The sequence below is a fragment of the Pseudomonas sp. P5_B3 genome (assembly GCF_056400405.1).
On the sequence record NZ_JBFULI010000008.1, the window covers coordinates 130,187 to 150,378 of the forward strand.

The window sequence follows — 20,192 nt, forward strand, 5'->3', positions numbered from 1 at the left end:
CATCCACTCCTTTGTGCCGTGTTAGTCGGCTCTACATACCAATGGTTTGTACTTTGGACAGGGCAACGCTACCCAGCCCGGCCAGATTGAGCATCAACTCACCGCCGGTCTGGCTGATGGTCACGCTGTTGACGGTCGCGGGCAGGTTGGTGATCAACGCGACGGACTGGCCATCGATCGTGCTCGTGGCGCCGAAGGTGTAGGTGCCCGCAGGTACTGTCTCACCCGCATCGTTCTTGCCGTCCCAGATGAAGCTGGCGTTGCCGGCCTTCTGCGAACCGAGGTCGATGGTGCGCACAGTCTTGCCGGTTGAGTCGGTGATCTTCAGGGTGGCGGACGCCACCGAAGACGGCACCACCACCGTACCGCTGAGGCTCTTGGTGGTATCGACCACGGCCTTGTCACCCGGCGCGATGACCGAACGGCCCACCAGCGACGACGCCTGCAAGGCCTGGGACGAGTTGTAGTTGCTGGCCAGGCCGCTCACGGTGCTGTTGAGCGTGGTGATGCCTTCCAGGCTGCTGAATTGCGCCAACTGGGCCACGAACGCGCCGTTGTCCTGGGGCTCCAGCGGGTTCTGGTTTTTCAGCTGGGTCACCAGCAACTGCAGGAACGCATCCTTGCCCAGGGCCTTGTTGCCCGTGGCGCTGCCGGTTGCCGACGCGAGGCCGTCAGTCGTGGTGTTGGTCTTGATCGAGGAGTTGGCCAGGATGTCATTGAGGCTCAAACCACTGGTGGAATCGGTAACACTCATCTGAGTCGCCCCTTATCACTGACCGAGGGTCAGGACCTTCTGCATCATGGTTTTGGCGGTGTTCATCATTTCGGCGTTGGTCTGGAACGAACGGCTCGCGGAAATCATGTCGGCCATTTCTTCAACCACGTTGACGTTCGGGTAGTAGACGTAGCCCTTGGCATCGGCCGCCGGATGGTTCGGCTCGTAGCGCGCCTCGAGGTTGCTCTGGTCTTCGACCACACCCAGCACCTGCACGCCCTGACCTGCGGCATCCTGGCTCTGGAACAGCGAGTCGCTGCCGCCACTCTGGCCGCCCTGGAACATGGTGGCGAACACCGGGTGACGCGCGCGGTAGGTCTGGTCGATGCTCGACGAAACCGTCTCGGCGTTGGCGATGTTCGAAGCGACGGTGTTCAAACGCGTGGTTTGCGCACTCATGCCGCTACCGGCAATGTTGAAAACACTGGATAGAGACATGGCTTACTCTCCGCGCAGGGCTGACACCAGCCCTTTGAATTTGCTGTTGAGCAGGGTGAAGCTGGCCTGGAAGCCGATCGCGTTTTCCGCATAGTTCGACTGTTCCAGCTGAGCGTCCACGGTGTTCTGGTCGATCGACGGTTGCATCGGCGTGCGATACAGCAACGACTCGTCGCCATTGCCCAGGCCTTCAGCTTCGATATGACGGCTATTGGTCATGTTCAAGGCGAAGGTACCGCTTTTGGTTTTCTCGTTTTGCTCAGCGAGCACTTTCGAGAAGTCCAGGTCCCGAGCCTTGTAGTTCGGGGTATCGGCGTTGGCGATGTTGTTGGCCAGGACTTCGGCACGCTGGGCGCGGAAGCCCAGGGCTTGTTCGTGGATACCGAGCGCTTTATCGAAGCTGATGCTCATGTCGGGAAACCTTCGGGTGACCTGATTTTTCGTAGGATCAACTTAGCAAGCCCCATGCCAATTCAAAAAAGCCCGGAAACCGGGGCTTTGCCGGCCATGGCAACGCGGCAATGCCAGAAAAGCGGCAACGGTTTTCCGCCGCATGCCGCTTTTCTGCCGCCTCCTTACCCTTTTCAGAACACCGCCAACCACTGTGGGAGCGAGCTTGCTCGCGATTGCGGTGTGTCAGGTAACGCTGAACTCGACTGTCAGGACGCTATCGCGAGCAAGCTCGCTCCCACAGGGGCCAGCAGCGTTTGCAAGAAATCATCAGGCAAAAAAAAACGGGAGCCCCTGAGGGCTCCCGTTTTTTGACAATACCAACGAAATCACTTCGCCTGGTAAATGATCCCCGGGCTGCACTGGACCATCTGGTAATGATCCGGCAAACCGTTCAGCGCTTCGGAAGCACCGAGGAACAGGTACCCCCCCGGCTTCAACGTGCTGTGGATGCGCAACAGGATGTCCTTCTTCACCTCGGCGGAGAAGTAGATCAGCACGTTGCGGCAGAACACGATGTCGAACTTGCCCAGGCTCGCGTAGCTGTCCAGCAGGTTGAAGGAACGGAATTCCACCCGGCTCTTGATCGGCGCCTTGATCGCCCAGCGTCCCGGCCCTTTCGGGTCGAAATAACGCTGCAGACGCTCAGGCGACAGACCGCGGCCGATGGCCAGGCTGTCGTACTCGCCGGTCTTGCAGTTGTTCAGCATGGTGCCGGACAGGTCGGTGGCAACGATCTGCACACCCATCCTCAACTGGCCCATGTTGACCCGCTCGAACTCGTCGATGGACATCGACAGCGAATACGGTTCCTGGCCCGACGAGCACGCCGCCGACCAGATGCGCAGGCGCTGGCCGGGACTGGCCTTGATCGCTTCGGGCAGTACCTTGTTCTTCAAGACTTCAAACGGGTAGGTGTCACGAAACCACAGGGTTTCGTTGGTGGTCATGGCGTCTACCACCTGCTCGCGCAAACCGCTGCGCGGTTGCGTCTGCATGCGCTGAACCAGCTCACCCAAAGACTTGATGCCTTGCTGTTCCATCAGTTTGTTGAGACGGCTGGAGACCAGGTACTGCTTGTTTTCACCGAGCAAAATGCCACAGGCTTTTTCCAGGAATACCCGGAACTGTTCGAAATCCAAATTACCCGTAGACAATGATGCCGCCTCTTAAATCGTGTTGACCGCCAGGGGCGCGGGCCCCTGGCTGATATCTGCTGCCTTGATCCGGTCGACTACCCGGGATGCCAGGTCATCAGGACGGAACTTGGCCAGGAAGTCATCGGCACCGACCTTCTTGACCATCGCCTGATTGAACACACCCGACAACGAAGTATGCAGGATGATATGAAGCTTTTGCATGCGCGGGTCGTTGCGGATTGCCGCCGTCAGGGTGTACCCGTCCATTTCCGGCATCTCGATGTCGGAGATCATCATCAGGAACTCTTCTTCCGGCTTCTTGCCCTCGTCGACCAGTTTGCGCAGGTAGTCCAGCGCTTGCCGACCGTCGTTCAACGCCACCACTTCGACGCCGACCGTTTGCAGGCAACGCGTGACCTGCTTGCGCGCCACCGACGAGTCGTCGACCGTCAGCACGCGCAACGAAAGCGCCTTGTGCTGGGTTTCGACATCCACCACGCCGACGGAAATCGCTTCCGGCGTCGGTGCCACTTCCGCCAGCACCTTCTCGACATCGATGATTTCGACCAACTGATTGTCGACCCGCGTCACCGCCGTCAGGTAGTGATCGCGACCGGTGCCCTTGGGTGGCGGATGGATCTCCTCCCAGTTCATGTTGACGATGCGTTCCACCGAGCGAACCAGGAAACCCTGGGTCTTGGTGTTGTACTCCGTGATGATCACGAAGGGATTGTTCTTGTCCTTCAAAGCACCGGAGCCGGTCGCCATCGCCAGATCGAGGATCGGAATGGTCGCCCCCCGGATGTTCGCCACGCCGCACACGACAGGACTGGACTTGGGCATCAGCGTCAGTTTGGGGCATTGCAGCACCTCCCGAACCTTGAACACGTTGATCCCGTACAGCTGCTGGCCGTCGAGACGGAACAACAACAGCTCAAGGCGATTCTGCCCCACCAGTTGCGTGCGCTGGTTCACCGAATCCATTACACCAGCCATGCCCAGACTCCTACACCAACGCCAAGTGTTGTTGCGACGTGCCTTCATCACTAAACGGCACGGCGCTTGCTTTTTTAATCGTTATGAACACAGAACCGACATTTTTCCGACGCCTGACCACACCCTGCCGCAAATTGCTCGGCGTGCTGGCGGCCGTTTGCCTGTTCAACGCTGGCAGCCCTGCCCTTGCTGACGCGGTTACCTTGCCTGACATGCTTATCGGCGTCACTCAGGGCTTTCTTGAATTCACCGTAGAAGACTATCTGGCTACCAGTCAAACGGAAGGCCGCTACGAGATCCAGGTCAACCCGCTCGATCCGCGCATGCACATGCCCATGTGCGACAAGGAATTGACAGCAACCCTTGAGAGTCCCAAGCCGCTGGGTCGGGTCACGGTCAAGGTCCGCTGCGAGGGCGCCTCCCCCTGGACCGTGTTCGTACCCGCTCAAGTCCGCCTGTTTCGCGATGTCGTGACCAGCGCCCGGCCACTGCGCCGCGCCAACATTGTCGAGCCTTTGGATGTGGTCCTGCGCGAACGCGATATCAGCCTCATCGGCCAGGGCTACCTGACCTCCCTGGACCAGGCTATCGGGCAGCGACTGACCCGACCAATGGTCGCCGACCAGGTGATTACCCTGGTGCATATCGAACAGGCCGAGGTCATCCGCAAGGGTGATCAGGTGGTGATTACCGCCCGCAGCGGTACGCTCAGCGTACGCATGCCGGGCGAAGCCCTGTCAAACGGCAGCCTGAGCGAACAGATCCGGGTGAAAAACCTCAATTCCCAGCGAGTCATCAAGGCGCAGGTCATGGCGCCGGGGCAGGTGGAAGTGTCCATGTAAGGCTCCCTGCTCATCGGAATGTGGCGCTTGCCCCGGCTGTTCCCTAGACTGTGCTCCATGCAGGGCAAGCGCTGGCGCGCGCGAGGTTCATTGATAAATGGGCCTAAAGTTTTCCAGGGAATGGCCGAAACCATGGCAAGCGTCCAAATTCCCAGAGGTTTTTTATCATGGTCATCGATTTCAGCCGTTTGAACAGCTCCTCGTCACTTACGGGCAGTACACGTACCAGCGCCAGCAAGGAAAACGCCGAAACCGGCAAATCCGCGCCGCTGGAGTCCGCGGCCGAACAGGCCGGTACCGTCAAAAGCGGGGAATCGGTACATCTCAGCGATGAGGCTCAACAGTTGCAGAAGGTCACTGACAAGCTGCGCGATCAACCCGCCGTCGACAACGCCCGCGTGGCCGAGTTGAAAGCAGCGATTGCCGATGGCAGCTATAAAGTCGACAGCAACCGTGTAGCCAGCAAACTGCTCAACTTCGAAGCCCAGCGCTAGGCCACCGCCGGCGCCAGGCTTTTGGACGCTTAAAACCCAAGGCCAGCCATGCACGACACTAATCTACTGCAACTGATCACCGACGACTTTGCTCCAGCGCAACACCTGCTGGAATTACTGCAGACCGAATCCCTCGCATTGCATGGCCGCGACATGCCATTGCTCGAGGACATCCTGGCGCAGAAACAGGCATTGGTCGTGTTGCTCGAACAGCATGGCCGCAAGCGCAGTGAAATTCTCGCCAGCCTCAACCTGCCGACCAACCGTGGCGGTCTTGAGCAACTGGCCAGCCAGTCGAGCATTGGCGACCAGTTGCTGGCGCAAAGTGACGTGCTGACCGATCTCCTGGCCCAGTGCCAGGCCATCAACGCCAACAACGGCCAGTCGATCCTCACCCAGCAGGCCGCTACAGCCACCCAGCTGAAAATCCTCACCGGCGGTGAAACCCCGGCGCTTTACGATGCCAGCGGAACATTCTCCAGGCTTGCCAAGCCACGCCCGCTCAGTCAGGCATGAACCGGTCAATGCCCCCGCTCTATCAAGACGCGCAACATACTGGCAAACTGCTAGCCTGCCGTAGTCAAATTTTGTCTGGAGATTGATTAACCGTGTCCAATGCCTTATCCGTGGATGATGCTCCGCAGCCACCCAAGGTGCTCTCCACGCCCTTGGAAATCTCCAGCAACCTGCGCCAGCTGCTCGAAAGCCATGACCCGCTGATCATTACGTTCCACGAGCGCAGCCAGCGTTTCCAGAGTTACCTGGTGGACCTGGACCGTGACAGCAATATGATTGCCCTGGACGAAATGATCCCCCGTGATGGCGAGCGTTACCTGATGGCGGGCGAACCGTTCAGGGTCGAAGGCTTCCACGAAGGCGTACGCATTGCCTGGGAAAGCAACGGCCGATTGACCATCGATGAATCCGGTGGCAGCCGCTGCTATCGCGGCGCCCTTCCCGATGAAGTGGTGTACCACCAGCGCCGCAATGCATTCCGTGCAGCACTGAAGCTGGCACAACTGGTCAACGTCAACCTCGATGGCGAAAAGCTCAAGGCTCCGATCAGCGGCAAGCTGCTGGATATTTCCGCTACCGGCTGCAAATTGCGTTTCGACGGCGACATCACTGGCAGCCTGCAACTGGGTCAGGTTTACGACCGCTTCAGCGCCGAACTGCCCTTTGGCAAGATGACCGCGCCGGTCGAGTTGCGTTATCTGCACTTCGAAGAAAAGATCTCCACCACCTTCGCCGGCATTCGCTTCCACAACATGAGCGGGCTGGTGCAGCGTCAGGTCGAACGCTTCGTCTACCAGTTGCAACGCGAAGCGCGTCGCTTCGACAAAGACGATCTCTGATAGAGCGTCAACAAAAAACGGGCAGTCCCTGGCGGTGACTGCCCGTTTTTTTATGCACTGAATTTAAGGCCTGGCCTCGGTAAAGCTTTGCTCGCGGCCCGAGTCAGGGTCTTGCGGCGGTTGATCGTCTTCAGGTTCGGCTGACGGCTCCGGATTCACCGGATTGCACATCTGCTCCTGCACCACCTGCTCATCGACCCGCGGGTCGAGGCAGGCCACCAGTGGCGAACTCGTCATATTGTCCGGCATGGCCACGTGATGCAGCGGTGCGTCGTCGACCTGATGCAGGTTGGTCACCGCTTTCGGGCGAATCCGCCATACCAGCACCAATGCAAAGAAACTGAAGAAGGCATAGAGCATCTGACTGCCGAACAGCTTCATCAGCACGCCCGCCACCAGCGGCCCGATACTCGCGCCAACGCCGTAGGTCACCAGCAACATTGCCGTCAGGGACACCCGGCGATCGCCTTCAACATGGTCATTGGAAAACGCCACCGCCAACGGATACAGACAGAACTGCACCAACGAACAGACAAAACCGGCGATAAACAGAACCTCCAACGGCACCTGCGGCATGATCGCCAGCGGCAGTGCGGCCAGGGCCAGGCTGAATGCGAAACTGCGGATCAACACGGCCCGATCGTAACGGTCGGACAACCAGCCCAACGGCCACTGCACCAGCAGCCCGGCAAAAATACAGCTACCCATGAACAGACCGACCAGCTCCGTGGACAAACCTTGCTGCGAAGCATACAGCGGCGCCAGACCATAGAACGAACCGACGATCAGCCCTGCCCCCAGCACCGTACTCAATGACTGCGGCACACGCTTGATAAAGAACCGTGGCTCCATGGGCGCCGGATGCAAGGGTGCAGGGTGGATCCGCCGGGTCAGGGCCACGGGCACCAGGCACAGGGCGAAACACAGGGCAACCAGCATCAGCAGCTCCAGCCCCAGCGCCGGGTGCATGACCAGAATCAGCTGCCCCATCACCAGGCCCAGGTAAGAGGCGATCATGTAACCGCTGAACACCAACCCGCGCTGCTTGGCCTCGGCCTGTTCGTTCAACCAGCTCTCGATCACCATGTACTGGCACATCATGCCAAGGCCGACGATCACCCGCAGGAACAGCCAGGCCGGCAGCCAATCGATCAGGCCATGGCCCAAAACCGCCGCACCGACGATTCCGGCACAGGCCGAGTAGGCCCGGATATGCCCGACCCGGGCAATCAACCGGTGACCGATCTTGCCCCCCAGCACCAGGCCGAAGTAGTTGGCGGCCATCAACGCACCGACCCACAGGCTGTCGACATGGTCGGCCGCCAGGCGCAGGCCCAGGTAAGTACTCAGCAGGCCCGAGCCGATCAACATCATCAGCGAAGCGAAATACAGTGCTCGAAAGGATTTCCAGATTTGGCGCATCGGCGTTCCGCGCGGCTCCTTGCAGTGAGAATCGGCTATCGCTAAACGATAGCCGGATGTCGACGGATCGTCAGGCCTGGGCTGCTAAAACACGCCGTTCCCAGGGAGTAATTTCATCATGAAAACTGCTCAGTTCCAGAGTCTTCGAAGCGATGTAGCCTTCGATGAATTCCGCACCGAACAGTTCCTTGGCCAACTGGCTACGTTTCAGACGCTCCAGTGCCGCATGCAAGGTACAGGGCAACGAAAGATTGTCCGGCACTTCGAACTCACCCTGGATCGGCGCACTCGGCTCCAACGCGTTCTCGATGCCATGCAACCCCGCCGCCAGGCTTGCGGCAATCGCCAGGTATGGATTGGCATCGGCCCCCGGCAAGCGGTTCTCAACCCGACGGGCCACCGGCAAACTGGCCGGTATGCGCAAGCCGGCCGCCCGGTTGTCATAGGACCAACAGGCATTATTCGGTGAGGCGTAAGGGTGGCACAAGCGCTGATAGGAGTTCACGTTCGGCGCAAACAACGCAGTGAAGTCGGCCATGCACACTTGCTGGCCGGCAATGAAGTGACGGAAGGTTGCCGTCTCCTGCCCCGCCTTATCACTGAACACGTTTTGCCCCGAATCGATCTCGACGACACTCTGGTGAATATGCATCGAACTGCCTGGCGTATGCGCCAGCGGCTTGGCCATGCACACCACGCTCAGGCCGTGCTTGAGGGCAACTTCCTTGAGCAAGTGCTTGAACAGCAACGTCTGGTCGGCCAGCAGCAATGGATCGCCATGCAGCAGATTGATTTCGAACTGGCTGATGCCCATTTCGTGCATGAACGTATCGCGGGGCAGCCCCAACGCAGCCATGCACTCGTAGACTTCATTGAAGAAGGGTCGCAGCCCATTGTTGGAACTGACACTGAACGCCGACTGACCATTCTCGCGACGACCATCCAGCCCGAGCGGTGGCTGGAACGACTGAGTCGGGTCGGTATTGGGTGCAAAAACGAAGAACTCAAGCTCGGTCGCCACCACGGGCGCCAGGCCGCGGGCTGCATAACGGGCAATCACGGCCTTGAGCTGACCACGGGTCGACAGGCTGGAGCTGGTGGTGGTGCCCAGTTCATTCGCGTCGCAAATGGCGAAAGCGCGCGGCGGATTGCTCCAGGGCAGGCGGTGGATTTGTGCCGGGTCCGGAATCAGCGCCAGGTCGCCATCATCGCTGCCGTAAAACCGCGCCGGCGGGTATCCGCCCATGATGCATTGCAGCAGCACGCCCCGCGCCATCTGCAAACGTCGACCGTCGAGAAACCCCTCGCTGGTCATCACTTTGCCCCGTGGAACGCCGTTCAAATCCGGCGTGACACACTCAACTTCATCGATGCCCGTCAATCGCTGCGCGAGTGAACTCAGGCCAACGGTCGTCATGACGCAATCCTTGTTATTGTGCGAGCCGCGAACGGCGACCGTACAAAATAGGCTCCGCGTGTTCGGAATTTCAAGCAGCGTCGATAAATATGCTGCCAGTCAGGGCAGGTAAAGGCGGAACACCCCACCGCCCAACGGACCACCATTGCCGATTTCGGTGCGTCCGCCGACGCCGTTGCGCTGATGCAACGCGGCAATTCGTCCGGCAAAGTACAGGCCCAACCCGGTACTTCCGGTGCTTTGATTGATGCCCTGCACGTAATCGGCCTGGCGCTCGATCATCTGCGCCGGATACCCCTGGCCATCGTCATTGATGGTCAATACAAGTTGCCCCGCTTCATCGCTGACGCTGATCAAAACGGCATGCCGTGCAAAGCGGATGGCATTGTTGATGCAGTTGGCCAATACCGACGCGATCAACTCACGATCGAAGAAACCCAACGGGCTCAGCGGGTCCACTTCATAGGTAGCCATGATGCCGCGGCTGGCGAACACTTCCTGATGGCAAGCCAGTTGCGCTTCGATGAAGTCGTCCAGTTCATGGTAGGCCGGCTGCAACGGCATCTGGTTGACGCCGAGCTTGTACAGCCCCAGCAACTGCACCAGCATGCCGTTGAGGTGGGCGAACTCGAAGTCGATCACGCCCTGCTCCGGTGTCTGTTGCGCCGCCTGCGGCAATCGCGCCAGCCACTGGCTGTGGGCCTGCATCAGCATGGCCAGCGAGTTCTTCATGTCGTGCACGGTAGAGGCAATCACCGTGGAGAAATCCAGTGCCTGTTGGTTGTCGTTCATTGGCCAAACGCCTTGCTTTTCAGCTTCTGGTAACGCGGATAACGCGCGTCGGAGTCGGGCATCAGGCCGACCATTTTCAGGCAGCTCCGACATTCTTCCAGCTCCGCTGAAGGAACGCCGGTATCGGTGCCGTGCAACAACGACTGCGCCAGGTTCAGGGCGATACTGATGTTCTTCGGCTGCATCGCCAGGGCTTTGCGGAACACCGCTCGCGCCTCCACCAGATTGCCGGTCTTGTACACGCGCACGCCCTGACGGTTGAGTTCAGCGGCGGCGTTGCCGGAGTTGAGGATGCTCGGGTCGTCAGTCTGCTTGGCGATGTCCTTCATCACCACCGGATCGTCGCCGTAGATTTCCACGCAGTTTTTCAGCATCGCGGTACCGGCCTCGGTCTGCCCGAGCATTTTCAGCTGTTTGGCTACCAGCAACGCCGCTTCGGCACTCATGAATTGCTCCATGCCATCCAGACGCAACAAGGCCTGCTCGGTGAGCTTGTCAGCCGTCTCGGCATCGTTGAGCAACAGACTGGTGGCCTTCATCAGGCGTGCGCGGATTTGCAGGCCCGGATCGGAAGGGTTTTCCTTGGCCACGGCGCTCAATGTGGTATTGATTTCCAGGCGGGTCCGCGTGTCCAGGCCTCTTTCGCTGCCCTTGCTGATCAAGGCGTGGGCCAGGCCGAGGTTGCTCTCGGCATCCTTGAACCGCGACTGCGCACCCTGGCTCACAGCCTGGCGATAGGCCTTGGCCGCCGTGTCGAAATCCTCGTTGGTCATCGCCAGCTTGCCCAGCAACGCCTGGCGGCGAACCGCCAGCGGCGACAGGCGAATCGCTTCCTCCAGAACACGCTGTGCACCCTTGGTATCGCCTTCGGCGACCAGCACGTCCGCCATGCCGTCATACAGCGACGGCATCATCGGGAAGACTTTCAGGGCTTTTTCGTAAATGCCTTTGGCCTGCGCGACCTGACCGCGCTTGAACAGCAACTTGCCCAACCCGGCAAACGCCCATGGCAATGGGCGGTCAGCAATAATGCCGTCGTACAGGCGCTCCAGCGCTTCGTTCTGATTGAGGTCGCGCAGGGCATCGGCGCGATAGCGCAGGCACAGTGGCGAATAGCGGATGTCTTGCTTGCACAGGGCGATGCAGGCGTTGAGCACTTCCATCGGCTTGCCGCGGTCGAGGGCCTGCAGGATCGGCTTGAGCAGGGTCTTGCGCTGCTCCAGGCGCTCCAGGCGCTGGGCCAGGCTGGAACGGTTGAACGGCTTGGTCAGGTAGGCATCAGGCTCGTGCTCCAGCGCACTGAGCACCATGGCCTGGCTGGTTTCGGCGGTGACCATGACGAACACCGCTTCATGGCTGATCAGCTTTTCTTCCATCAGGTCTTCGAGCACCTGCTGGCCGTTCTTCTTGCCGTCGCCCAGATGAAAGTCCTGCAGGATGAAATCGTAGGCCTTCTGCGAGCACATTTTCAGCGCCTGCTCGCCGGTATCGGCAGTGTCCACTTCCTTGACGCCCAGTTCGCGCAGCATCGACCTGACCGAACTGCGGAAGTCCGAGAAATCATCGACGATCAGAAAACGCTTTTGGTGATACGACAGCATCGAAGATTTCCAGGCAATTTAAGAAGAAGAACCCAAAGGCAAATACACGGACGGACTCAACTTCGCAGCCCTTGTTTTGGCGCGCAGATGATAACGGGTGGCACTAGGCTATCAAACACCTTCTCATAGACAATGAGCCCCCCATGCCGACCGAAAGAGACGAACAAGTCCCTGACTGCCCGGGTTATCGGCCAGCAACAGCGTTCCCTTGAGAACCTTCCCCGACGCTCATTCTGAATATGCGAAGCCCTTACTGAAAACGACACCTCACGCACAAAAAAAATGCTGATACGTGAACACCAGCAATACATGAACATCAGCAAATTCCGGTGGCTGGCCAGGCAGAATTAGCCGACAAATTGACTAAGTCGATATTGGTGTTCCTAAGTGCACGCCATTCGTCGATTAATTGACGATTTTGATCAGAATCAGACGTTCGTCGCAGGCCCACGGTGGCGAGTCTAATACCTTGATTTTCGAGGGTTACCCCCCCTCTTTGAGAACATCGCCCAGGCCTGCCCGTACCGGGTTGTATCGAGGACTGACGGACGGGCAGGCTGGCAGCGCTCCGGGCTGACCTAGACTCCGTTGAGAGGCGCGCGGGAGTCCATCATCATGTGCAATCCATTGAACATTGTTCGTATTTATTTCCTCTCTCGGGCTTTACCTGCCCTTTGGAAACGTTCGCCCCTCTTGCCGATGCTGTTGACGGAAATGGCCCCATGGCCCGTGGTTGCCAATGACTGGACAAGCACCATCACGGCCTCCCGGCGTTCAAATCTGTCCTTCAATCGCGGCGACTCAGCGAGCAAGTGGCTGACCCGGGAAGGCCTGCGAGTGGAGGCCATCGTTGGTTTTTCAAGGAGGTCAGGAAGATGATCACTGACCAGGAAAAGCCAATAGGCGTGATGTTGATCGATTGTCGTCCCCTCGTACTCAAGGGCCTTCACGACTTGATTGATGCCAGAAAGCCCCGGATGGAAGTGACAGGCCAGGCCACCACTTATACCCATGCACTGAATCTTGCCGATCAGCTGCGGCCCAATGTCATTTTTTTCAGTTTCTTTCCGGATGCGCTGAATCCACTGGATGTCGTCGCGGGACTCACCCGTATCGCCGACATGAAAGTGCTGCTGCTCAAGGGCCTGTACGAAGCCGTCCCCGCCGCCCAGGCGATAGAAGCTGGCGCTCACGGCATCGTGCTGGCGGAAGACCCGACAGAATCGATTATCCAGGCCATCCTCAAGGTCCACCATAACGACATCGCAATGGATAGAGCCTGGGCTGGCGGCCTTCGCGGCTATGCCGCGACCGAGCATATCCCCTTGAAATGCAATCGAGAGCAGGCGAAACAGGCGCGGTTGACCCTGCGCGAGAGAGAACTGATTCGCGCCATCGTGGGCGAACCGTCCGCCAAATATGTGAGCATCGCCGGACGCCTGGGGATCAGCGAGCACACCGTGCACAACCACCTCAGCAACATCTATCAAAAGCTTGATCTCATCAACCGCATCGACTTGCTGATGTATGCGCTCAAACACGGGCTCACCCACAACGAAGCACCGCCCTCCACCTGGGTGGAACTGGAATGAATTTCAAGTCGATACAAGACGGTCTGCCCCTCACTTTCAGGGAGTAGGCCGTTACCCTGTCGCCATCCTTGACGGCGACCTGGAACAGGGTGCCCCCGCAATGCCGATGTCGCTCTCGATACATCCTGCCGCATTGACCTGTATCTCCCCCGCCGCGCTCCTCAAGCCTTGTGCTGCTCGATAGTTCACCGCGGCTGCGATCACGCGAATCTCGCATTGGAACTGCAGAAAAATGCGAGGGTGGTTTCCTGGGCCACCCTCACATCCTTTCACACGCGCAATACCTCAGGCGCTGCCAAAAAAGATGTCGGTATTCTGAACATCGACCCCGACCAAGGTGATGGTCGTTGTTTGTCCGCCAGTCTCGGCAACCGTCACGACGCTGTCCGCGCCAGTGTTGTTGATCGATTGGACAACGGCGTTCGGGTCGCCGTTGAGCACCAGCTTGTCTTGCACGCCCGCCCCCACATCGAAGCCGGTGACCTGGTAGCGGTTCTGATTGACTGACAAATCGACGTTGAAGGCATCTCGCTCACCGCCGGTGCCAACCAGCGTGAAGTCGAAGAGTGCATTGCCCGGGTCGTTGGCGAACAGGTTGGCGTCAAACGTACTTGTCGCCGAGTCCCCATCCTTGTCCGTCAGCGTCGCGCTGAATGCCAGCTGGACATCGCTGGCCAGGCTCTCACTCTGCTGAATGAACTGGATCACCGGGATCTTGACATCGCCCCGGCCCATCGTCAGCTGAACAGCGTCGATCAGTTGCGTACCCTCCTTCGCAATGAGGAAGGACACCTGCCCGCCAGCTTCCGGAGTCAGGGTGTTCACCTCGACGAGGTTCGAATGCGTGCCATCCGCATAGTAGATCCTGTAGTACAGGTCTTCGGTCGCCGTGTTGTAACCCGCCACGGAGTTGTCGATAAAGACCTTCATGCCCGTCAGCAGGCTCTCTGGGTTGATGACAAAACTTTCATCGGCGGCGCTGATTGCCGCCAGGTTATCTCCCTGGAAAACGTTATTGCCGACGCCGATGCCGGCCGTGCTGACGAACATGGACGCCGGGTCGATGTACGACGGCAGCGGGTTGGTTTGTAGCGCGGCTTCGGTGGGGTCGGGTGCTCCGAGCCCGATGCCAGTCAGGATGTCCGCAGTCGACGCCAGCGCCTTCGCGGAAAAGAACACGATCTCCTCGGACGCCGAAGGAATAGTCGGGTCATTCGTCTGAGGGATCAACAATGTGTGCACCGAATCCGGACCGCCGGGATCGAGCGAGCCGTTGGCACTGCTGTGCACGATCGTCGAACTGAAGCCCTGCACCAGATCCAGTGCATAGCGGCCATCGGCATAGGCACTCAGCGTATAGTCGACGGTGGTATTCGCCGTTGCGGCGTTGTTGTCGAAATCACCGGTCAAGGTTCCTGCGAATTGGTACGCACCATTGGCATCCGGTGATGACGCCAGCTCGTGGAGCGTGCCGGTCCCGGTCGTGGTCGTGTTGTCTGGCCTGATGAGAGTGAACTGGTCATTGACCAGCGAGATATCCAGACCGGCCGCACCCAGCCCGTCGGCTCCCGCCGCCATATTCCAGAACCCGGATTGCGCAAGGACGCTACCGGTCCCGATCAGGTTGCCGAAACTGAGCGCCGGCCCGTCGTCCTTGAACACCAGGTTCTGCCCGATGTTCAGGGTCGCCTGGGCGCTGTCGCCGTCCCCGTCGGTCTTGATCGCCGTCAGCGTTACCAGGTTGTCCGAGGTCAGAGTCGTCGAATCATCCGGATTGGTGGCGTTGGCATGCACCACCGCCCGGCTCTGGTCGAGTGTGACGCTGCCGTTGGCGGCCACGCTGACCGTGAACACCAGCAGGTTGCCCGTGGCCGTGCGGCCTTCGACCACGGAGCCATTGAGCGACAGGTTCACCGCGTCGCCCGAGGCCGTGTCCGTCAATCCGGAAGCCCCCGCCCCCACGCCCAGCGCATAGGTCAGCGCCCCCGCTCCATCGGCGCCAAACGCCGAGTTGAAGTTGGCGGCAAAGCTCTGGGTATCGTTGGTGGTCAGTACCGTCTCGTCCACGGTCAGCGTCGGTTCCACGCCGGTGGTGCTGATGCTTGGTCCGTCGTCCTTGAACACCAGGTTCTGCCCGATGTTCAGCGTCGCCTGGGCGCTGTCGCCGTCCTTGTCGGTCATGGTCGCGGTCAGCGTCACCAGGTTGTCCGTGGTCAGAGTTGTCGAGTCATCCGGATTGCTGGCGTTGGCATGTACCACGGCGCGGCTCTGGTCCAGCGTGACGCTGCCATTGGCAGCCACGCTGACCGTGAACACCAGCAGGCTACTGAGGGCCGTGCGGCCTTCCACCACTGCACCGTTGAGCGACAGGTTCACCGCCTCACCCGAAGCCGTGTCGGTCAGCCCGGAGGCCCCCGCCACCACGCCCAGCGCATAGGTCAGGGTGCCGGCCCCATCGGCGCCAAACGCCGGATTGAAGTTGGCGGCAAAACTCTGGGTATCGTTGGTCGCCAGTAGCGTCTCGTCCACTGTCAGCGTCGGCTCCACCCCAATGGTAGTGATGCTCGGTCCGTCGTCCTTGAACACCAGGTTCTGCCCGATGTTCAGCGTTGCCTGGGCGCTGTCGCCATCCCCGTCGGTCATGGTCGCCGTCAGTGTCACCAGATTGTCCGAGGTCAGAGTCGTCGAATCATCCGGATTGCTGGCGTTGGCATGCACCACGGCGCGGCTCTGGTCGAGCGTGACACTGCCGTTGGCCGCCACGCTGACCGTGAACACCAGCAGGTTGTCTGTGGCCGTGCGGCCTTCGACCACTGTGCCGTTGAGCGACAGGTTCACCGCSTCRCCCGTGGCCGTGTCGATCAGCCCGGAGGCTCCGGCCACCACGCCCAGCGCATAGGTCAGCGTGCCGGCCCCATCAGCGCCAAACGCCGAATTGAAGTTGGCGGCAAAGCTCTGGGTATCGTTGGCGGTCAGTAGCGTTTCGTCCACGGTCAGCGTCGGCTCCGTGCCGGTGGTGCTGATGCTCGGACCGTCGTCCTTGAACACCAGGTTCTGCCCGATATTGAGGGTCGCCTGGGCGCTGTCGCCGTCCTTGTCGGTCATGGTCGCGGTCAGCGTCACCAGGTTGTCCGAGGTCAGAGTTGTCGAGTCATCCGGATTGCTGGCGTTGGCATGCACCACCGCCCGGCTCTGGTCCAGCGTGACGCTGCCATTGGCAACGACGCTGACCGTGAACACCAGCAGGTTGTCCGTGGCCGTGCGGCCTTCCACCACAGTGCCGTTGAGCGACAGGTTCACCACGTCGCCCGTGGCCGTGTCGATCAGCCCGGAGGCCCCCGCCACCATGCCCAGTGCGTAGGTCAGGGTGCCGGCTCCATCGGCGCCAAACGCCGGATTGAAGTTGGCGGCAAAGCTCTGGGTATCGTTGGTGGTCAGTAGCGTTTCGTCCACGGTCAGCGTCGGCTCCGTGCCGGTGCTGCTGATGCTTGGTCCGTCGTCCTTGAACACCAGGTTCTGCCCGATGTTCAGCGTCGCCTGGGCGCTGTCGCCGTCTTTGTCGGTCATGGTCGCCGTCAGCGTCACCAGGTTGTCCAAGGTCAAACTCGTCAAATCATCCGGATTGCTGGCGTTGGCATGTACCACGGCGCGGCTCTGGTCCAGCGTGACGCTGCCATTGGCCGCCACGCTGACGGTGAACACCAGCAGGTTGCCCGTGGCCGTGCGGCCTTCGACCACTGCGCCATTGAGCGACAGGTTCACCGCCTGGCCCGTCTCCGTGTCAGTCAACCCGGAGGCTCCGGCTACCACGCCCAGCGTATAGGTCAGCGTGCCGGCACCATCGGCGCCAAACGCCGGATTGAAGTTGGCGGCAAAGCTCTGGGTATCATTGGTGGTCAGTAGCGTTTCGTCCACGGTCAGCGTCGGCTCCGTGCCAGTGGTGCTGATGCTTGGTCCGTCGTCCTTGAACACCAGGTTCTGCCCGATGTTCAGCGTCGCCTGGGCGCTGTCGCCGTCTTTGTCGGTCATGGTCGCCGTCAGCGTCACCAGATTGTCCGAGGTCAAACTCGTCGAATCATCCGGATTGCTGGCGTTGGCATGCACCACCGCCCGGACCTGATCCAGCGTGACGCTGCCATTGGCGGCCACGCTAACCGTGAACACCAGCAGGTTGGTGAGGGCCGTATGCCCCTCCACCACCGTGCCGTTGAGCGACAGGTTCACCGCCTCGCCCGTGGCCGTGTCGGTCAGCCCGGAGGCTCCGGCCACCACGCCCAGCGCATAGGTCAGGGTGCCGGCACCATCGGCGCCAAACGCCGGATTGAAGTTGGCGGCAAAGCTCTGGCTGGCGTCGGTCGCCAATAGCGTCTCATCCACGGTCAGCGTCGGTTCCACCCCGGTGCTGCTGATGCTTGGYCCATCGTCCTTGAACACCAGGTTCTGCCCGATGTTCAGCGTCGCCTGGGCGCTGTCGCCGTCCCTGTCGGTCTTGGTTGCGGTCAGTGTCACCAGGTTGTCCGAGGTCAGGCTCGTCGAGTCATCAGGATTGGCTGTGTTGGCATGCACCACGGCACGGCTCTGGTCGAGCGTGACGCTGCCATTGGCCGCCACGCTGACCGTGAACACCAGCAGATTGCCCGTGGCCGTGCGGCCTTCGACCACGGCGCCATTGAGCGACAGGTTCACCGCGTCGCCCGTGGCCGTGTCGATCAGCCCGGAGGCTCCGGCCACCACGTTCAGCGCATAGGTCAACGTACCCGCACCATCAACGCCAAACGCCGAGTTGAAGTTGGCGGCAAAGCTCTGGGTGGCGTTGGTCGCCAGTACTGTCTCGTCCACCGTCAGCGTTGGCTCCACACCCGTGGTGCTGATGCTTGGCCCGTCGTCGTCGAAGATGATCTTGGAGCCGATTTCGGTTTTTGTAATAGAGGCCTGGACCAACTTGAAGCCACCGATATCAAAATCGGCGTGGTCAGTACCCTTGGCGTCGACGGCCGCCCCGTTCTCGACGAGTACGCGGTTGTGATCCGACGTTGTGGTGTATTGAATCTGGTAGCCGGCCAAAACGCCGGTGATGGTTGCAACCCCGCCAACAGTACTGATGACAATGCTCGGGCTATTCACCGATCCGTCTGAGTTCTCGAGCACCTGCCCGGTGCTTTTGTTGATGACGCGAATATTGGTGATTGCAACCGACGTATCACCCGCATATCCGTTGATGAAATTCACGCCAGGCTCAGCAGCGGTGCTGAATGCGCTGACTCTTACCATGGCACTCTTGCCGCCTTGCAACTGCACGACGTCGAAACTGGCCGATTTAGCATTGAACACGTTGGTAAAGTCGACGTTAGATTCAACATCGGCTTCGTTCTGATCCAGATTGGGAATGGTCACATTCTGCCTGGCACCCGTGACGAACGAAAAACGGATACCCTCCTGTTCCGTAATCATCTGATTGTTGGTGCCGAAGGTGGTGGGGCCACCCGCCTGGCTGGTATTGATCGTGTCGCCAGTCGTGATATTGGCGCCGCTTGACTGGTCTGCAGGGTTCTTGCCGGTGGCGATGATGGTGGGGTCCGTGATCCGCAATACACCACCGTCGTTGACAACGGTCGGGGTCGCCGTCGTAAACATCAGAAAGAGGTTCTGACCCGAGGGCGCATTGGCCAGACTGAACTCCAGGTCCTGGCTGGCTCCGATGAAAACCTTATTCAGCAGATTGAGCGAATCATCGGCGTTCGTAGCATCTGTATGCCGGAGCGGTTGGTACTCCACGGTCCAGATCTTGCCGCCCGTGACCGGCGATCCGGTTTCTTCTATAAAGGCTGCGAACACGATCGCGCCGCTTGCGCTCCCGGCTCGGCCCAGAACGATGTTGTTGTTCGTATCCGTATAGAGAAGGATGCTGGTGCCGTCGAGGGTAAACAGCCCGCTGACCACGCCATTGAGCGGTACTCCAGTGCTGCCCACGAAGCTGACATCGGTAATGCTTGCTCCGGGTGCAGAGGTGATGGTGAACGCATTGCTGCCCGTGTTGCCCACGGCACCGGTATAGCCGCTCAAGGCCGCCCCCGTTGCGGTGCCTGCCCCAAGCCCGGTCAAACGGTTAGCGAAGGTCGTGGGCAGGGACGCCACCAGAATGTCGTTGTCGTCAGCGTCTCCCACAGGGCCTGGAGTGGCTGTGCCGTTCTGCAACCCGGCCGTTTCGTCCAGCGTAACGTCCTCGCCGGTCGCCACGACGCTCAAAACACTGTCCGTAAACGACATTGTCGCCACGGCGTCGTCACCGGTGCCGACCACACCGTCGGCGCCGGCAGAGCTCGCGGTGAGCAGAAACGTCGCGCCTGCCGAGTCGTCGGGATTCACGTACCACGAGGTGGTGACGCTGCCGTTGACCTGGCCGTCGAGATCGCCGGCACCGCCGTCGGTCACGGACCAGGGCTCGTGCCCCGCGCCCATATTGGTATTGAGTACGTCGTCGGACGTACCCCACACACCATCCGCGCCGGCACCGACGGCGTGGTCCACTTCGAGCGTCACGGTGCTGCCGGCGGCGAAACCGCTGGCCGTGATGATGGCGGTGCTGCCGGGTGCGTAGTCTTTAAGGTCGGTGGTGACGGTCGGAATGTAGGTAAAAGTCCAGTCGTGGTTGACGGGTGAAGGATGGTCACCGACGTTATTGGCCAGGTCATTCGTTGGCGATGAGGTTTTCTTGCGCATAGTCATGACTTTCTCCTGAGCGGGTCCAGTCATCGGGGGTCGACCTTGGACCATTTTCTGATCTATTGGTCACAACTATGAACAAGCACCGGAGGATGCACATCGGCCGATACTCCCAGGCGGGATGGGAGTTTCAGACTACTTGGGAGGGGAGAAGGA

General features: G+C 60.0%; 15 protein-coding genes. 5 read left to right on the forward strand and 10 right to left on the reverse strand.

What is annotated here, in order from left to right:
- Positions 1–31: 31 nt before the first annotated feature.
- The 5 genes from flgD to AC1DRN_RS07840 form a co-directional block, all read right to left on the reverse strand.
- Positions 32–754 (reverse strand): flagellar hook assembly protein FlgD, encoded by a 723-nt coding sequence (flgD, locus tag AC1DRN_RS07820; protein WP_223459765.1) that lies wholly within the window; start codon positions 752–754, stop codon positions 32–34.
- 15 nt (positions 755–769) lie between these two features.
- On the reverse strand, positions 770–1,213 hold the full coding sequence (gene flgC, locus AC1DRN_RS07825; RefSeq protein ID WP_007980123.1) for a flagellar basal body rod protein FlgC: 444 nt from the start codon (positions 1,211–1,213) through the stop codon (positions 770–772).
- Positions 1,214–1,216: 3 nt separating this feature from the next.
- Positions 1,217–1,624: a flagellar basal body rod protein FlgB gene (gene flgB / locus AC1DRN_RS07830; RefSeq protein ID WP_008051530.1), complete on the reverse strand. Its 408-nt coding sequence runs from the start codon at positions 1,622–1,624 to the stop codon at positions 1,217–1,219.
- 368 nt (positions 1,625–1,992) lie between these two features.
- Positions 1,993–2,820, reverse strand: coding sequence for a protein-glutamate O-methyltransferase CheR (gene cheR / locus AC1DRN_RS07835; protein ID WP_007980127.1), 828 nt, complete (start codon positions 2,818–2,820; stop codon positions 1,993–1,995).
- A gap of 12 nt (positions 2,821–2,832) precedes the next feature.
- Positions 2,833–3,798: a chemotaxis protein CheV gene (locus AC1DRN_RS07840; protein WP_223459767.1), complete on the reverse strand. Its 966-nt coding sequence runs from the start codon at positions 3,796–3,798 to the stop codon at positions 2,833–2,835.
- A gap of 83 nt (positions 3,799–3,881) precedes the next feature.
- On the opposite strand from AC1DRN_RS07840, the gene flgA reads away from it, so the two are divergent.
- The 4 genes from flgA (at position 3,882) to AC1DRN_RS07860 (ending at position 6,489) form a co-directional block, all read left to right on the forward strand.
- A complete protein-coding gene (gene flgA, locus AC1DRN_RS07845) occupies positions 3,882–4,640 on the forward strand; it encodes a flagellar basal body P-ring formation chaperone FlgA (protein ID WP_223459769.1) in 759 nt (252 codons plus the stop codon).
- A gap of 167 nt (positions 4,641–4,807) precedes the next feature.
- On the forward strand, positions 4,808–5,134 hold the full coding sequence (gene flgM, locus AC1DRN_RS07850) for a flagellar biosynthesis anti-sigma factor FlgM (protein WP_223459771.1): 327 nt from the start codon (positions 4,808–4,810) through the stop codon (positions 5,132–5,134).
- A 48-nt stretch (positions 5,135–5,182) separates the two neighbouring features.
- Positions 5,183–5,650 carry a flagella synthesis protein FlgN gene (locus AC1DRN_RS07855; protein WP_223459774.1) on the forward strand — a complete coding sequence of 156 codons (468 nt, stop codon included), beginning with the start codon at positions 5,183–5,185 and terminating at the stop codon, positions 5,648–5,650.
- A 92-nt stretch (positions 5,651–5,742) separates the two neighbouring features.
- Positions 5,743–6,489 (forward strand): flagellar brake protein, encoded by a 747-nt coding sequence (locus tag AC1DRN_RS07860; RefSeq protein ID WP_223459776.1) that lies wholly within the window; start codon positions 5,743–5,745, stop codon positions 6,487–6,489.
- A gap of 63 nt (positions 6,490–6,552) precedes the next feature.
- Here AC1DRN_RS07860 and AC1DRN_RS07865 read toward each other — a convergent pair whose 3' ends face one another.
- The 4 genes from AC1DRN_RS07865 to AC1DRN_RS07880 form a co-directional block, all read right to left on the reverse strand.
- The gene (locus AC1DRN_RS07865; RefSeq protein ID WP_223459778.1) at positions 6,553–7,911 is read right to left on the reverse strand and encodes an MFS transporter; all 1,359 of its coding nucleotides are present in this window, start codon (positions 7,909–7,911) and stop codon (positions 6,553–6,555) included.
- A 70-nt stretch (positions 7,912–7,981) separates the two neighbouring features.
- Positions 7,982–9,226: a glutamine synthetase family protein gene (locus AC1DRN_RS07870; protein ID WP_223459800.1), complete on the reverse strand. Its 1,245-nt coding sequence runs from the start codon at positions 9,224–9,226 to the stop codon at positions 7,982–7,984.
- 201 nt (positions 9,227–9,427) lie between these two features.
- Positions 9,428–10,120, reverse strand: coding sequence for a sensor histidine kinase (locus AC1DRN_RS07875; protein ID WP_223459780.1), 693 nt, complete (start codon positions 10,118–10,120; stop codon positions 9,428–9,430).
- A complete protein-coding gene (locus AC1DRN_RS07880) occupies positions 10,117–11,721 on the reverse strand; it encodes a tetratricopeptide repeat-containing response regulator (RefSeq protein ID WP_223459782.1) in 1,605 nt (534 codons plus the stop codon). The genes AC1DRN_RS07875 and AC1DRN_RS07880 overlap by 4 nt, the downstream gene beginning before the upstream one ends.
- A gap of 875 nt (positions 11,722–12,596) precedes the next feature.
- Here AC1DRN_RS07880 and AC1DRN_RS07885 point away from each other — a divergent pair.
- Positions 12,597–13,313: a response regulator transcription factor gene (locus AC1DRN_RS07885; protein ID WP_457266169.1), complete on the forward strand. Its 717-nt coding sequence runs from the start codon at positions 12,597–12,599 to the stop codon at positions 13,311–13,313.
- 285 nt (positions 13,314–13,598) lie between these two features.
- Here AC1DRN_RS07885 and AC1DRN_RS07890 read toward each other — a convergent pair whose 3' ends face one another.
- The gene (locus AC1DRN_RS07890; protein WP_477786663.1) at positions 13,599–20,039 is read right to left on the reverse strand and encodes a DUF5801 repeats-in-toxin domain-containing protein; all 6,441 of its coding nucleotides are present in this window, start codon (positions 20,037–20,039) and stop codon (positions 13,599–13,601) included.
- Positions 20,040–20,192: the final 153 nt, after the last annotated feature.

Excerpts from the sequence above, each read along its gene's own strand:
- flgA (WP_223459769.1), top strand. The coding sequence starts at position 3,882 with ATGAACACAGAACCGACATTTTTCCGACGCCTGACCACACCCTGCCGC.
- AC1DRN_RS07840 (WP_223459767.1), bottom strand. The coding sequence starts at position 3,798 with ATGGCTGGTGTAATGGATTCGGTGAACCAGCGCACGCAACTGGTGGGG.
- AC1DRN_RS07870 (WP_223459800.1), bottom strand. The coding sequence starts at position 9,226 with ATGACCAGCGAGGGGTTTCTCGACGGTCGACGTTTGCAGATGGCGCGG.
- flgM (WP_223459771.1), top strand. The coding sequence starts at position 4,808 with ATGGTCATCGATTTCAGCCGTTTGAACAGCTCCTCGTCACTTACGGGC.
- flgD (WP_223459765.1), bottom strand. The coding sequence starts at position 754 with ATGAGTGTTACCGATTCCACCAGTGGTTTGAGCCTCAATGACATCCTG.
- flgC (WP_007980123.1), bottom strand. The coding sequence starts at position 1,213 with ATGTCTCTATCCAGTGTTTTCAACATTGCCGGTAGCGGCATGAGTGCG.
- AC1DRN_RS07885 (WP_457266169.1), top strand. The coding sequence starts at position 12,597 with ATGATCACTGACCAGGAAAAGCCAATAGGCGTGATGTTGATCGATTGT.
- AC1DRN_RS07865 (WP_223459778.1), bottom strand. The coding sequence starts at position 7,911 with ATGCGCCAAATCTGGAAATCCTTTCGAGCACTGTATTTCGCTTCGCTG.
- AC1DRN_RS07880 (WP_223459782.1), bottom strand. The coding sequence starts at position 11,721 with ATGCTGTCGTATCACCAAAAGCGTTTTCTGATCGTCGATGATTTCTCG.
- flgB (WP_008051530.1), bottom strand. The coding sequence starts at position 1,624 with ATGAGCATCAGCTTCGATAAAGCGCTCGGTATCCACGAACAAGCCCTG.
- AC1DRN_RS07855 (WP_223459774.1), top strand. The coding sequence starts at position 5,183 with ATGCACGACACTAATCTACTGCAACTGATCACCGACGACTTTGCTCCA.
- AC1DRN_RS07875 (WP_223459780.1), bottom strand. The coding sequence starts at position 10,120 with ATGAACGACAACCAACAGGCACTGGATTTCTCCACGGTGATTGCCTCT.